Origin of the sequence: Streptomyces sp. NPDC032198, from assembly GCF_040636975.1 — a bacterium.
GTDB lineage: Bacteria > Actinomycetota > Actinomycetes > Streptomycetales > Streptomycetaceae > Streptomyces.
Genome location: NZ_JBEZVL010000001.1, coordinates 517,550 through 531,478 on the forward strand (window position 1 = coordinate 517,550; position 13,929 = coordinate 531,478).

At 71.0% G+C, this 13,929-nt stretch carries 14 protein-coding genes and 1 riboswitch; of the genes, 5 read left to right on the top strand and 9 right to left on the bottom strand.

Translation table 11 applies throughout. From position 1 onward, the window contains the following. Positions 1–43 precede the first annotated feature (43 nt). Positions 44–811 (bottom strand): GNAT family N-acetyltransferase, encoded by a 768-nt coding sequence (locus AB0E78_RS02420; RefSeq protein ID WP_361827140.1) that lies wholly within the window; start codon positions 809–811, stop codon positions 44–46. Positions 812–1,094: 283 nt separating this feature from the next. Here AB0E78_RS02420 and AB0E78_RS02425 point away from each other — a divergent pair, with 283 nt between their 5' ends. Next, positions 1,095–2,336, top strand: a complete 1,242-nt coding sequence (locus AB0E78_RS02425) for a hypothetical protein (RefSeq protein ID WP_361827142.1) — start codon at positions 1,095–1,097, stop codon at positions 2,334–2,336. A gap of 194 nt (positions 2,337–2,530) precedes the next feature. On the opposite strand, the gene AB0E78_RS02430 is transcribed toward AB0E78_RS02425, so the two are convergent. The 5 genes from AB0E78_RS02430 to AB0E78_RS02450 all read right to left on the bottom strand — a co-directional run bounded on the left by AB0E78_RS02430 (position 2,531) and on the right by AB0E78_RS02450 (position 7,124). Next, positions 2,531–3,316 carry an ABC transporter ATP-binding protein gene (locus AB0E78_RS02430; protein ID WP_361827145.1) on the bottom strand — a complete coding sequence of 262 codons (786 nt, stop codon included), beginning with the start codon at positions 3,314–3,316 and terminating at the stop codon, positions 2,531–2,533. Beyond that, on the bottom strand, positions 3,313–4,308 hold the full coding sequence (locus AB0E78_RS02435; protein ID WP_361828477.1) for an iron chelate uptake ABC transporter family permease subunit: 996 nt from the start codon (positions 4,306–4,308) through the stop codon (positions 3,313–3,315). Before AB0E78_RS02435 ends, AB0E78_RS02430 begins: the two co-directional genes overlap by 4 nt. Positions 4,309–4,429: 121 nt before the next feature. Further along, positions 4,430–5,497: an ABC transporter substrate-binding protein gene (locus tag AB0E78_RS02440; RefSeq protein ID WP_361827147.1), complete on the bottom strand. Its 1,068-nt coding sequence runs from the start codon at positions 5,495–5,497 to the stop codon at positions 4,430–4,432. 92 nt (positions 5,498–5,589) lie between these two features. Further along, positions 5,590–5,777, bottom strand: a riboswitch (cobalamin riboswitch). Between the two features lie 7 nt (positions 5,778–5,784). Further along, positions 5,785–6,255, bottom strand: coding sequence for a VOC family protein (locus AB0E78_RS02445; RefSeq protein ID WP_361827150.1), 471 nt, complete (start codon positions 6,253–6,255; stop codon positions 5,785–5,787). Between the two features lie 5 nt (positions 6,256–6,260). Beyond that, complete coding sequence (locus AB0E78_RS02450) at positions 6,261–7,124, bottom strand: helix-turn-helix domain-containing protein (protein WP_361827153.1); 864 nt, start codon at positions 7,122–7,124, stop codon at positions 6,261–6,263. A 264-nt stretch (positions 7,125–7,388) separates the two neighbouring features. On the opposite strand from AB0E78_RS02450, the gene AB0E78_RS02455 reads away from it, so the two are divergent. Next, positions 7,389–8,531: an HAD family hydrolase gene (locus tag AB0E78_RS02455; protein ID WP_361827155.1), complete on the top strand. Its 1,143-nt coding sequence runs from the start codon at positions 7,389–7,391 to the stop codon at positions 8,529–8,531. 31 nt (positions 8,532–8,562) lie between these two features. On the opposite strand, the gene AB0E78_RS02460 is transcribed toward AB0E78_RS02455, so the two are convergent. The 3 genes from AB0E78_RS02460 to AB0E78_RS02470 all read right to left on the bottom strand — a co-directional run bounded on the left by AB0E78_RS02460 (position 8,563) and on the right by AB0E78_RS02470 (position 11,357). Then, the gene (locus AB0E78_RS02460) at positions 8,563–9,921 is read right to left on the bottom strand and encodes a DUF2252 domain-containing protein (protein WP_361827158.1); all 1,359 of its coding nucleotides are present in this window, start codon (positions 9,919–9,921) and stop codon (positions 8,563–8,565) included. Between the two features lie 139 nt (positions 9,922–10,060). Further along, on the bottom strand, positions 10,061–10,981 hold the full coding sequence (locus tag AB0E78_RS02465) for an alpha/beta fold hydrolase (RefSeq protein WP_361827161.1): 921 nt from the start codon (positions 10,979–10,981) through the stop codon (positions 10,061–10,063). A 70-nt stretch (positions 10,982–11,051) separates the two neighbouring features. Further along, positions 11,052–11,357 carry a hypothetical protein gene (locus AB0E78_RS02470; protein WP_361827163.1) on the bottom strand — a complete coding sequence of 102 codons (306 nt, stop codon included), beginning with the start codon at positions 11,355–11,357 and terminating at the stop codon, positions 11,052–11,054. Positions 11,358–11,512: 155 nt separating this feature from the next. Here AB0E78_RS02470 and AB0E78_RS02475 point away from each other — a divergent pair, with 155 nt between their 5' ends. The 3 genes from AB0E78_RS02475 to glnII all read left to right on the top strand — a co-directional run bounded on the left by AB0E78_RS02475 (position 11,513) and on the right by glnII (position 13,716). Continuing rightward, entirely contained in the window at positions 11,513–11,881 is a 369-nt protein-coding gene (locus AB0E78_RS02475) for an arsenate reductase family protein (RefSeq protein ID WP_361827166.1), read from the top strand. A 173-nt stretch (positions 11,882–12,054) separates the two neighbouring features. After that, positions 12,055–12,525, top strand: a complete 471-nt coding sequence (locus tag AB0E78_RS02480; protein WP_361827168.1) for a hypothetical protein — start codon at positions 12,055–12,057, stop codon at positions 12,523–12,525. 171 nt (positions 12,526–12,696) lie between these two features. Beyond that, positions 12,697–13,716 carry a glutamine synthetase gene (gene glnII / locus AB0E78_RS02485; protein WP_361827170.1) on the top strand — a complete coding sequence of 340 codons (1,020 nt, stop codon included), beginning with the start codon at positions 12,697–12,699 and terminating at the stop codon, positions 13,714–13,716. Positions 13,717–13,929 lie beyond the last annotated feature (213 nt).

A 13,929-nucleotide genomic window follows, 5' to 3' on the forward strand; every position in this document is an offset into this window, starting at 1 on the left:
GTGCTCTCCCCTTCCGGGAGGCACGGCCGACGGCCTTTTCGGGTCACGTGCCGATGGCGTACTCGGTGAAGTGGCCGCATGGGGTGAAGCCCAGGCTGCGGTAGACCGGCTCGCCCTCCGGGGATGCCTGTAGGACCGCTGTCTGGTGGCCCGCGTCGCGTGCGGTGCGCAGCGTCGTGTGGGTGATGGCGGCGCCGTAGCCTCGTCGGCGGTGATTCTTGAGGGTGGAGATGTTGTAGATGCCGGCCACGCCCGCGTGGAAGAAGACCTCCGCGGTGCAGACCGGCAGGCCGTCCGCGTAGCCGATCAGGAAGTGCGCCGGGCAGTCGGCGGCGAGAGCCTGGTCCGCCGTCTCGGCGTAGAACTGGCGGACCGTGGCGGACGCCGGGTCCCAGTTCGCGGCCAGCAGTGTCGCGTAGTCGGCGAGGTGCTCGCGGCTTGTCACCCGGCGGATGACCAGGCCGTCGGGCTGCGGGGGCGGCGGCAGCGTGCCGCGCAGGTCCTTCCACATCCCGGCCTCCGTCTCCGATGGCACGATGCCGGTGGCCTCCAGGTGTGCGCCCAGGTTTGGCGGCGTCGACGCGGGGCCGACCCACCAGGAGAACGGGCGGCCCGTGGTGGCCAGTTGCCGGACGGTCTCCGTGACGCGTCGCGGGGCGGAGTCCTCGGTGAAGCGGGCCGCCGCGACGATGTTGAACGTGTCGTCGTGCAGCCCGCTGTCTGCCACCAGGAGGTCGTCCGCCTCGATGATCGTCGCGCCTGCCAGGCGCCGGTGGAGATGGCCGGCGTGCTCCGCCAGGTTCAGCTCCATCCTGGCCTGCAGGTCGGCTTCACCATCGGCGGTCCGCGGACTTGGTGCGGCAATAGTGGTCTATTTCAGCAGTTCGGAGTGCGCGTCGTCATGGGGTTTTCGGGCCCTCGGCGCCGGTGGGCAGGTCGTATATCGGGCGACTCGTGTCTGTGCCTCGTCCTACCATCGCCGTCACGGTGGGCGGTGGGCGGGACGAGTGGGGGGTGCGGCAGTGATGAGTTGGTTCGGTGGGGGCGAGGGTGCTGGGCTCGTGCGAGCTGTCCGCGGGGCTTCCCTGCGGGACATGCTCGATGTGTCGGATCCTGCCGCCTGGATCGCGTTCGATGCCGACGTACGTGGGATGTCCTTGCGATGGGACGAGTTGGGGGCTGGTGCGGGTCGGGTCGCCCTTGATCTTTGCAGCTACGACGGCAGGGTGCGGCAAGCCGCGTTGCGGCAGGTCTCGGGGTATCCGGAGCTGTTGCCGCTCGTCGTCATTCGCTGTTCCGACTGGGCCGCGCCCGTACGGGAGGTCGCGCGCCGTCTGCTGCGGGCCATGCTGCCCCGGCTCGATGCCGCGGAGCTGGCCGCCCTCGCGCCCGTGCTGTTGCGCGTGGGACGCCGGGAGCGTGGGGTCTTCGGCGTCGAGCTGTTGCGGGACGGCGTGAGCGGGGTGGCGGGTGAGCGGCTCGTGGCGTTGCTCGGTCATGCGGATCCCGTCGTACGCCGCTTCGCCTGTCGCATCGCCGTCGACGAGCACGTTCTTCCCACCGGGCAACTGGCCCGTACCGCCGCCCTCGACAGCGACGTCGTCGTGCAGAACCTCTGCGCCGACGCCGCCCTCGCGGGCATCGGAGAGGGTGGGGGATCGGGTGCGGGAACTGGTACTGGTACTGGTACTGGGGCGTACCTCGATGTCGTCTCGGTCCTCCTCGGGGCGCGCAACCCCCGCGTCCGCTCCGCCGGTGTCACCGCCCTGCGGCGTGTGGGGCGGGCGGAGGCGGCGCGTGCGTTCCTCGCGGACCGTTCGGCGCTCGTGCGGGCCTGTGCCCGTTACGTCCTGCGGCAGGGCGGGGCCGATCCGCTGCCCGTTTATCAGGAGTGGTGCGCCGACCCCGGCGACGCCGCGTTGCCGCCCGGCGCGGCCATCGGTCTGGCGGAGTGCGGGAGCCGCACGGATGCCGCACTGCTCCTGCCGCTCCTCGCACACGCGGTGCCTGCGGTCCGGGCACGTGCCGTGGCCGGGCTGCGGCTGCTCGACGTGGCGGGCACCGAGCGGTTGCGGGCGCTCCTGGACGATCCCGCGCCCGCCGTTGCCCGCGAGGCCTCCGTCGCGCTGCTCTCCAGCGCGCGGCAACTGCCCACGGAGTGGTTGACGGCGCGTATCGGGCCGGAGCGGCCCCGGCACACCCGCGTCGCCGCCTTCCGGCTGCTCTGCGCACAGGGTGGAGCAGCTCAACTGGCCGCCGCTGCGGCCCTATTGGACGACCCCGACGCCAAACTCCGGCGCCGGGCCGAGCAGATCACACAGGGCCGCCGGCACTGACCTCGCAGGGAGGGCGGGGGGTAACCCAACGGCCTCCGCCGCAGCGGCGGGGTAACCCAACTGGCCTCCGCCGCAGCCCTGTTGCGGGACCCTGACGCCAAGCTGCGGCGCGCGCCGCCATGTGCGATCGCGGGGCACGCCACCGGCACCTCACGATGTGCCCAGGTGAAGGTGAAGGTGAAGGTGAAGTCACCCTACGTGCGCAGGAAGCGGATCCACGGGCGTCCGTCCACGTCCGCCTCCCCCGGCGTCACCACCGCCCGTACCCCGTACACCTTCGCGATCAGTTCCTCCGTGATCACTTCCGCCGGTGTGCCCGACGCGTACGCCGCTCCCTCGCGCAGGACCAGTACGTGGTCGCAGAACATCGCCGCCAGGTTCAGGTCGTGCAGGGCGATCACGCTGGTCAGGGGGAGGTCCGACACCAGGGAGAGGAGGTCGAGCTGGTGCTGGACGTCCAGGTGGTTGGTGGGTTCGTCGAGGAGCAGTTCCCTGGGCTTCTGGGCCAACGCCCTTGCTATCTGGACCCGTTGGCGTTCGCCGCCCGAGAGCGTGTGCCAGGACTGGGCCGCCCTGTCGGACAGGCCCGTGCGGGTCAGGGCCTCCCGTACCGCCTCTTCGTCCTCCGGCGTGGACGGGGACCATGCCCTGCGGTGCGGGATGCGGCCCAGGCGTACCACTTCCCCCACCGACAGCTCCACCTGCGTCGTGGCCTCCTGGTCCACCACCGCCACCCTGCGTGCCACCGTGCGGCGGCCCACCTCACGCAGCGGATCGCCGTCCAGCGTGACCACTCCCGACGTTGGGGCCAGGACGCCCGCCAGGATGCGGAGGAGGGTTGTTTTTCCCGATCCGTTGGGGCCCAGGAGACCGACCGTCGCCCCGGGGGGCGGGGACAGCGTCACTCCGTCGACTATCAGGCGGCCCGCTGCCGTTCTGGTGACTCTGTCCGCTCGTAGGCCGGAACCGGCCGCGCTCATGTCGTCCTCCGCGTGCGATAGAGGACAAGGACGAACGCCGGGACGCCGATCAGGGACGTCACCACCCCCACGGGAACCTCCTGCGGGTCGAGGACCGTGCGGGCCAGCGTGTCCACCCACACCAGGAACACGGCGCCCGCGATCGCCGTGACCGGGAGCAACCGTGCGTGACCGGAGCCGACGAGCGCTCGGGCCGCGTGCGGCAGGACCAGGCCCACGAAGCCGATGGCGCCCGCGCTGCTGACCAGCGCCGCCGTCAGGAGGGCCGTGACGGAGAGCAGCAGGAGCCGGGTGCGGGCCACGTGGACGCCCAGCGTCGCCGCCGCGTCCTGGCCGAACGCGAACGCGTCCAGGGTCCGCGCCTGCGTCAGACAGATCGCGAGGGCCGCGAAGAGCACCGCCGCGCACAGCCAGACGTCCGTCCAGCCCACCCCGCTCAACGAGCCGAGCAACCAGAACATGACGCTCCGCGTCGTCTCCGCGTCGCCCGACGTCAGGATCACGAACGAGGTGAGGGCGGAGAAGAGCTGCATCGCCGCCACGCCCGACAGGACCACCCTGTCGGCGGTTCCGCCCAGGGTGTGGCTGAGGAGCAGGACCAGCGCGAAGGAGCAGACAGCCCCGGCGAAGGCGCCCGCCGAGACCGACACCACTCCCCCGCCGACCCCCAGGACGACGATCGCGACCGCGCCCGTCGACGCGCCGGACGAGACGCCGAGCACGAAGGGGTCGGCGAGCGGGTTGCGCAGCAGCGACTGGAGGACCGTTCCGCAGACCGCGAGGCCCGCGCCGCAGACCGCCGCGAGGAGCGTGCGCGGCATGCGCAGGTTCCAGACGATGCCGTCCCTGATGGGTGTCAGCCGCGCCTCTCCCCAGCCGAGGTGGGCCGCGACCGCCGACCACACGTCCAGTACGGAGATGTCGGCGGGGCCGATCGTGACGGCCACCGCCACGGAGAGGGCGAGGGCGGCCAGGCCCGCCGCCCAGAGCAGGGCGCGGCGTACACCGCCCGCGACGCCGACACGGGAACCGGCGCCGGCGCCGACACCGAGACCGACACGGGCACGGGCACGGGCGCCGACACCGGCGCCAACCCTCACTTCGCGAGCCCGATCACTTGGCGAGCCCGAACTCGCGCAGCGCGTCCGCGACTTGCTCCACCCCGTCCACCGTACGGATCGTCGGGTTCATGGCCTGGCCGCTCAGCAGCACGTACCGCTTCTTCTTCACGGCGGTCAGGTTCTTGGTGACCGGGTTGGACTCCAGGAACTCGATCTTCTTCTTCGCGCTCTCGGCCGTCTGCGACTTGCGGGTGAGGTCGCCGATGACCAGGACGTCCGGGTCGCGGTCCGCCACCGTCTCCCAGTTGATCTGGGGCCACTCCTCGCGGGTGTCGTCGAAGACGTTCTTCGCACCCAGTTCGCGGGTGATGATGCCGGGTGCCCCGCAGCAGCCCGCGATGTAGGGCGCGTCGGAGTTGGCGAACCAGTAGAGGATCTTCGCGCCGGACGCGTCGACGTCCCGCGTCGCCTTGGCCACCCGGCCCTTGAGCTCCGCGATCAGGCGCTCGCCGCGCTTCTCGACCCCGAAGGCCTTGGCCAGGTCCCGCACTTCGCCGTAGACGGTGTCCATGGTGAGCGTCTTGACGCGGCTGCCGTCGCCGTCGCCGCTGTTGTCCTTGCCCGCGCAGTCGGAGGGCGAGACATAGGCGGGTACGCCGAGTTCGGCGAACTTGGCGCGGTCGGCGACGCCGCCCTTGCTGACCGTCGCCAGGAAGGAGGCGGTGACGAAGTCCGGTTCCTGGGCGAGGACCTTCTCGAAGGAGGGGTAGCTGTCGGCGAGGCGCTCGACCTTGGCGTTGTCCTTCGCCAGGCCCTTGAGCACCGGGTCCGTCCAGGTGCCGGTGCCGGCCATGCGGTCGGCGAGGCCGAGGGAGAGCAGGATCTCGGTGGAGCCCTGGTCGAGGGAGACGGCCCGCTGCGGCGGTGCCTTGATCTCCGCCTTCTTGCCGCAGGAGGTGAGGGTGAGCGGGTACCCGCCGGCCTTCTTGTCCGTGTTCGATGCGGTGGAGGTCGCCGACGGGCCTCCGCAGGAGGTCAGCGTGACGGCCAGGGCCATGCCGAGGAGGAGGGCAGGAACGCGTGCACGACGGGCGGGCCTACGTACGCGACGGGCTGGCATACGTACACGACGGGCTGTGGAGGACACGAGATCCCTTGAGTCTCACGGCTCATACGCGGAGCCTGGCCTGCTTCGTCACCTCCGCCGCCCGGTGTGCGGACGAAGGTGCCAGCAGGTCTTCGGACTCGGGGATCGGCCGGGCGGGGCGCCTTCCCAGGCGTCCGTGGACGCCCAGTGGCCGTGGCCCCGCCCGTTCCCCCTCACCGCTGCGCGTCAGTTCCGGATTCGCACCGGATTCCCTGGCCCTGGTGTGGGTTTGACTGGCTTGCGCAAGTTATCACGCGAGGTCAGGACGGCTGCTCGGGCCTCGGTGCGCCGCGGTAGGTGCCGAAGGACCACTTGTTGCCCTCGGGATCGGCGATCGCGAACTCCCGGCTGCCGTACGGCTGGTCCTCGATCTCACGGATGATCTTGACCCCCGCGGTGCTGAGCCGCTGATAGAGCTCGTCCACGCGGTCGGTGACGACGTACGCCCCGAAGGTGCCCGGCTTCAGGCACCAGTCCTGGGACTTCTCGTCGTACGAGCCGAGCATGATCGCGCCGCCCTCGGGCCAGTCGAGCTCGGCGTGGGCCACGCGGCCGCCGTCCTCGTAGACGGCGGTGCGCAGGAAGCCGACCGTGCCGACCAGAAAGTCGATCAGGGCGGGGGCGTCGTGGGCCTGGAGGGTCGGCCACACATCGGGGGCGCGCCCGGCGGAGGTGGGCTGGGACGAGGTCTGGGTCTGGGTCTGGGGTTGCTGCTTCTCGTTGGCGTTCATGGGTCCTACTCTTCGCTCCCGCCATGGCTCCCGGCTTGGATATTCCGGCACTCTTCGGCCAGCCAGCCGCTGGGGCTCGCTCCGGTGTACTGCCGGAAGTCCCGCACCAGGTGGGAGTGGTCGTAGTAGCCGCAGTCGGCGGCGACGCGGGCCAGGTCGGGGGCGCCGCCCGCCGCGACGGGGCGCACGACGGCGTTGCGTGCGCGCTGGAAGCGCATCAGGCGGCCCGCCTGCTTGGGGCTCAGGCCCGTCTCGGCGCGGAAGAGCGTGGTCAGCCGGCGTTCGCTGAGCGCGACGTGCCGGGAGAGGCCGCGCAGGGTGCCCACCCCCTGGTGCCGGGCCAGCCAGGCCCAGGCCTCGGTGACCTCGGGGCGCACGGAGCCGCTGGACGCGTCGGCCGCGCGCTGCCTCAAGTAGCCGGACAGGGAGGCGAACCGCTCCTCCCAGGTGCCCTGCTCGCACAGCAGCTCCCGTACGTCGGCGGCGCGGCGCCCCATGACCTCCGCGCCGGGCGTCACGAGCTCACCGGCCAGTTCCGCTGCCGGTACGCCGAGCAGGGCGCGGGCGGCGAGCGGGTGGACGGCGAGCTGGATGCCCGCCTCGTGCTCGGGCCGTACGACGTAGGCCGGGGACTGGTGCAGCCCGCCGAGGACGATGTCCGTGCGGACGGCGTCACGGCCGCCCGCCTGCTCGGGGGTGCCGCCGGTGACGACGGGGCCGTCCAGCGAGAAGATCAGCGTCAGGTACGGGGAGGGCAGACCGCGGTGCAGGCCGGGCCGCTCGCCCTCCGTGCGGTAGCCGACGGCGGACACCACCATGCCGTCGAGCCGCGGGGCGGCCCGCACGAACTCCCGGGAGACGGTCTCCATGCCTCCCAGTATGCGAGGGGCACGGCTCCGAAGCAGGCCGGAGCGTGAACCACGAGGCAGGCGGGAGCAGGCCCGGAAGAGCGCCCGGAGCAGGCCCGGGAAAAGAGTCCCGAGCAGACCGGGCGTCTGACGCTGCTACCCCCGCCCGCCCGTCCCATGCCCGTTCCGTCCGGTGATGTCGATCATGGGAATCCGCCGCCCGACCCCATACGATGACCCGCCGCTCCGGACGGGGCGCAGACCGCTCTCAGGGGGCACAAAACCATGGCAGTAAAGGCAAAGGGCAAGCTGGCCGTCATCGGCACGGCGGGCGCGCTCACCGCGGCCGTCCTCGCGGGGACGGCGCTCTGGCCGAGCACGGACGCGACGGCCGCGGACGCCTCCGCCACGACGGCCAAGACCGCCGCGAGGACCACGGCCGAGCTGAAGCACTGGCCCAAGCCGGTCGCGAAGAAGCTGGGCAAGGTCATCGCGAAGAACGAGGGCAAGGGCGCGTACGCCGTCTTCGACGCGGACAACACGACGTACCGCAACGACCTGGAGGAGTCCCTCCTGCCCTTCCTGGAGATGAAGGGGGTGCTGACCCGCAAGTCGATGGACCCGTCGCTGAAGATCATCCCCTTCAAGGACACGGCGAAGCACAAGGAGAGCCTCTACAGCTACTACAACCGGCTCTGCGAGGTCGACGACCAGGTCTGCTACCCGTGGGCCGCGCAGATCTTCTCCGGTTTCACGCTGAAGGAGCTCAAGGGGTACGTCGACGAACTCCTCGCCTATGACAAGCCGATCCCCGCCGAGTACTACGAGGACGGGAAGCTGACGAAGACCGAGGTCAAGACGCCCGAGTTCTTCCCGGGCATGCAGGAGCTCTACAAGTCGCTGCGCAAGCACGGCATCGAGGTCTACGTCGTCAGCGCGGCCAGCGAGGACCTCGTACGCATGGTCCTCGCCGACCCCAAGTACGGCTACCACGTGAAGCCCGAGAACGTCATCGGTGTCGGCCTGCAGCTCAAGGACCGCAAGACCGGCGAGGTCACCAGCTCCCGCAAGGAGATCGCGGAGGGCCGCTTCGACGAGAAGAAGCTCGCCGGGCGTGAGCTGACGCCGAACCTGTGGGCGCCGCTGACCTGGTACCAGGGCAAGCCCGCGGCGATCAGCACGTACATCGACGAGTGGAAGAAGCCCGTCCTGGTGGCCGGCGACACCCCGAAGAGCGACGGCCCGATGCTGTTCCACTCGGCGGACGTGCGGCACGGCGGTACGCGGGTCTGGGTCAACCGCAAGGACTCGTACATGAAGGAGCTGGACGGGATGAAGCGGAAGAACGCCGACCGGCAGCGCGAACTCGGCCAGAAGGTCACCGCGGACAAGCGGTGGCTGACGGTGACGCCGGACCAGATCGGCTAGCCGTCCCCGGTACGTCGCGGCGCCGTAGGGGTCACTCCTGCGGCGCTGCACCGTCCTGACCGGCCGCGTCCACCAGGCCCGAGGCGATCGCCTCGGTCAGTGCCGCGTGGTCCTGGGTGTTCTGCGCGGTGTAGCGCAGTGCGAAGTCCGCGATCGCCCGGTCGAACGTGTCGGAGCCGCCGAGGTAGGCGGCGATGGCGATGCGGTCGCCGGAGCGGGCGTGGGCGCGGGCCAGGGCCGTGCCGCAGAGCCGGGCGTAGGAGCTCAGTTCCGCGGGGGACATGGTCTCGATGTCGGCGGAGCCCTTCATGTCGCGCAGCTGACGCCAGTAGAAGGCACGGCCCTGGGGGCCCGTCATCCAGCCGAGGAAGATGTCGCTCGCCGCCTGGAGGAGGCGCTGGCCCGCGACCACGCGGTGGCCGGGGTGGACGTACGGTCCCGGCGGTAGGTGCTCCTCGACGGCCGACCGGACCGCCTCCTTGATCTGCAGGAAGAGCGGGTCGCCGGCGTCGCGCCCGGCGAGGAGCACGATGAAGCAGCGGGTGCCGACGCTACCCACTCCCACCACCTTCCGGGCCGCGTCCACGAAGTGATAGCGGTCCAGGAGGAGCCTGCGCTCCTCGGAGAGCGTGGAGCGGTAGTCGCCGAAGATCTTGCGCACCGCCGCGAGGTCCGTGGCGGCGGCCGGTTCGATGAGGGGCGGGTCGTGGATGATGCGGCGGACGCCGTCCACCTCTTCGGTCAGCTTGCCGAGCGCGTGCAGGCTCGTACGGCGGCGGGCACGCTCCATGGTGGTCTCCGCGCGCTTGCGGTGGCGATCGGAGCGGATGAGGGGCAACAGGCCGTGTGCGTCCGTCCGTTCGTACCAGACGGCCAGTTCACCGAGTCCGGCCAGACGTCTCATCGACGTGCGGTACGCCGCCACCGCCGCGAGGCACGCCTCCCGTGCGCCGCTCCGCGGGTGGCCGTTGCCGCCGGATGCCACGGCGATGCTCGCGGCCAGGCGCTTGACGTCCCATTCGAAGGGTCCGGGGCACGTCTCGTCGAAGTCGTCGAGGTCGAAGAGCAGGGTGCGTTCCGGGGAGGCGAACAGGCCGAAGTTCAACAGGTGGGCGTCGCCGCAGAGTTGGACCGTCAGGCCGGTGTTCCACTGGACGGCCAGGTCCCCCGCCATGATGGCGGCGGCGCCCCTGAGGAAGGCGAAGGGCGAGGCGGCCATGCGGGCGTACCGGATGGGCAGCAGCTCCTGGACGCGGTCCGCGCCCTGCCGCTCCAGGACGGCCACCGGGTCGGCGCGGTCGGCCGAGGGTATCCACGCCCCGTGCGAGGAGCGGGAGGCACGCTTGCGGGCGGCCTTGCCCTGGCGGGCACGCTCGTCCGGAGTGGTCATCGCCCCTCGCCCCTCTCCGTCGGCGGCTCCCGGCAACAGCCTCCCCTCAGGAGCAGCCAATGCCGCCACCGGCGCGTACGCATGCCCAGTACGCCGAACGGGTGAACCGCCCCCTGGAGCTCCCGAGAGCCTCGGGACCTCAGCTTCCGCCCGCCACCGCCCATGCCGCCACCCTCTTGGCCAGCGCTCCCCCGGCCCGCGTCCACAGGAAGTGGTCCAGGCGGGCGCCCGCCTCCTGCACGGAGTACCGCCGGCGCGTGACGCGGGCCCCCGGCACCTTGCCGACGAGGTGGTCGAGTGCGGCCACGGGTGCCCAGGTGTCACCCTCGACGGAGACCGCGAGGACGGGCAGGGCGAGGGCGTCCAGGGCCGCCTCGTAGTCGTGCGGGGAGCCGGGGGACGAGTAGCGGCCGGTACGGCCCTGACGTGCCCAGTCCCGCATGACGCCCTTGGGCTGGTTGCCGCCGAAGCCGAGCCTGGTCCCGGGCCACCGGCCGAGCAGCGACGTGGTGGCCGCGGCGAACAGCTCGCCGATGAGCAGCAGGGGCCCGCGCAGTGGACCGTACGCACGGAACCAGACGGAGCCCGAGGCGACGAGGGCGACTCCGTCGACGCCGGGTCCGATGCCCAACGCGGCGTGGATGAGGCCGAGTTGGCCGCCCAGGCTGTGACCGAGGAGGTACAGCGGGGGCTCCGGGCCCAGTTCGGCGCGTATCGCGTCGATGACCGCGACGAGGTCCTGCTCCACGATCGTGCGGTAGCCGTGGTCGAGGGCGTCCGCGTCCGTCACCCGCGGGGTGCTCTCCCCCTGCCCCCGCAGGTCCACGGTGAGGGCGGTGAGCCCTTCCGCGTTCAACTGGCGGGCGAACGCGCGGTAGTAGCGGGCGGGGGTGCCCATCGCGGGGAGGATCAGGACGGCGGGCGCGGGCCGGGGCGATGCCTCGCTCCCGCGCAGGCCCCGGACGGGAAACCGTGCCCCGTCCGGGAGTTGGGCGGTGACGAGCAGCGGCAGCTCGTCCGCGGGCTCCTGCTGGGTCGGGGCGGATTCCGGCTGAGTCATGCGGACAGCATGAAGCACGCGTACGGGCAGGGGCCGCGTGGCCCCCGCCCGTACACGTCCGTGCGACGGCTCAGCGGCTGTACCGCATGAGGGCGCGCACCATGTGGCAGGTGATGTCCGACGGCGGATGGATTCCCACGTCCTCCGCCATGCTCCGGATCCTGGGGTTGCTCGCCTGGTTCGGCAGATAGACGCCCGAGTCCAGCAGGGCTATCGCCAGGCGCATGGCCTTCAGGCGCCGGTTGTGCGTGATGTACCACTCGCGCGGCCGGCCGGCCGGGAGCGGGCGCTTCTCCAGTGGTGCGTACGTCGGGTCGATGATCACGGGCCGGGAAGCGTTGCGCTTCGACTTCGATGTGAGTGCGGCAGCGGGCACAGGCATCCTCCTGTCGCGGTCAGGAACCCCCGTCGGGAACCCTCGAACACTGCTTCTAGTTTACTGCCGGGCACTGACAATCGCCGCTGGCCAGACGGCCTTTGGGGCGGTGTGACGGAAGGTGTGACGGGTGGGTCACGGGTAGCGTGTGCGGCATGGAGATCTGGATCAATCCCGCCTGTTCGAAGTGCCGCAGCGCACTCACCCTGCTCGACGCGGAGGGCGCCGACTACACCGTCCGCCGCTACCTCGACGACGTCCCCACCGCGGACGAGATCCGGGCCGTCCTGGAGCGGCTCGGCCTGGAGCCGTGGGACATCACGCGCACCCAGGAGGACGCCGCCAAGGAGCTGAACCTGAAGGACCGCGAGGCCTGGCCGCGCGACGCCTCGGGACGCGACCGCTGGATCACGGCGCTCGCCGAGCACCCCAAGCTCATCCAGCGGCCCATCATCACCGCCGACGACGGCACCGCGGTGGTGGGACGCACGGAGGAGGCGGTACGGGACGCGATGTCCCGGTAGCCGCACAGCCGAATGGCCGCCCAGGCACCTCCGAGCAGCGGCGCGCGCAGGGCGCAGATGACTGCCGAACGATGAGCCATATCCGTCGAACCGTTACATATGCCTCCCTAGCGTTGAGCACTCCACACGCCGCGGGCCGGACGAAGGATCCGGGAAACGGAAAGGAGCGCACCGTGCGGAACCTGAAGGCCGGAGGCGTGTACGGCACGGTCCTCGCCAGCGCGCTGGTCGCCGCGCTCCACTCGGAGCAGCAGATCTACACGCCCTGGTACGACGCGGCCTGGATCCTGGTGACCGCGGGCACGGCCGCCCTCGCGCACGGATACGCGCACCACATGTGCACGCACCGGCCCGGCACCGGACTGCACCGGTGGCGGCAATTGCTCCGGGAACTCATGGACGAGTGGCCGGTGATCGCAGCCTGCTGGCCGACCGTGGCGGTGCTCATGCTCGCCGGGGCCTTCGGCTGGCCCGAGGCACCGGTCACCTACTCCGTGCTCCTCCTCAACGCGGCCCTGCTCCTCGGCTGGGGCACCTTCGCCGCACTGCGGGCGGGTTACCGGCGGCGCTCGGCCGTGCTGCTCGGGATGGCGGACGCGACGATCGGGCTGCTGATCGCGGCGGCCAACGCCGTCATCAAGTGACCGGGACGTGAACGGCGGGACGTGAACTCAGCCACATCCACCGCCGGTAACACGGGGTTCACATGCGAGCAATGGACGGGAAATCGCGCGTTGGCAGGCTGCGCGGCATCACCACGGCACCGCAGCACCCGCACGTTCTGCGCCGTACCGAGCTTTTAGAGGATGGGCCCCGTGACCTTCAAGGCTGAGTACATCTGGATCGACGGCACCGAGCCGACCGCCAAGCTCCGTTCGAAGACGAAGATCATGACGGACGGCGCCGAGCTCCCGAACTGGGGCTTCGACGGATCCAGCACGAACCAGGCCAAGGGTCACGCATCCGACCGTGTGCTCAAGCCGGTCTTCACCTGCCCGGACCCGATCCGCGGCGGCGCTGACGTACTCGTGCTGTGCGAGGTCCTCAACACGGACATGACGCCGCACGAGTCCAACACCCGTGCCGCGCTGGCCGAGATCGAGGAGCGGTTCGGCTCGCAGGAGCCCATCTTCGGCATCGAGCAGGAGTACACCTTCTTCGAGGGCGACCGCCCGCTCGGCTTCCCCGTCGGCGGCTTCCCCGCCGCGCAGGGCGGCTACTACTGCGGTGTCGGCGCCGACGAGATCTTCGGCCGTGACATCGTCGAGGCGCACCTGGAGAACTGCCTCAAGGCGGGCCTGGGGATCTCCGGCATCAACGCCGAGGTCATGCCCGGCCAGTGGGAGTTCCAGGTCGGCCCGCTCTCCCCCCTCGAGGTCTCCGACCAGCTGTGGATCGCCCGCTGGCTGCTCTACCGCACCGCCGAGGACTTCAAGGTGTCGGCCACGCTCGACCCGAAGCCGGTGAAGGGCGACTGGAACGGCGCGGGCGCGCACACGAACTTCTCGACGAAGGCGATGCGCGAGGGCTACGACGCGATCATCACCGCCGCCGAGTCCCTCGGTGAGGGCTCCAAGCCGATGGACCACGTCAAGAACTACGGCGCGGGCATCGACGACCGCCTCACCGGTCTGCACGAGACCGCCCCGTGGAACGAGTACAGCTACGGCGTCTCCGACCGCGGCGCCTCGGTCCGCATCCCGTGGCAGGTCGAGGTGGAGCAGAAGGGCTACATCGAGGACCGCCGCCCCAACGCGAACGTCGACCCGTACGTCGTGACGCGCCTGATCGTCGACACGTGCTGCGCCGCCCTGGAGAAGGCCGGCCAGGTCTGATCGCGTCCAGCTCGTTCTGACTCGTTCCGAAGGGGGCGATCACCGGGACCGGTGATCGCCCCCTTCGGCATGCAACGCCGGAGGGTCCCATTCACGCCAAGCGTTCGCCAAGGAGGCGTATCAGCGTGCGAGAGGGAACGACCGCGGCCTCTCCCATCTGCTTCAATGGGGCCATGGGCAGCTACGGGAACACCGCGACGGGTCGTGAGCACG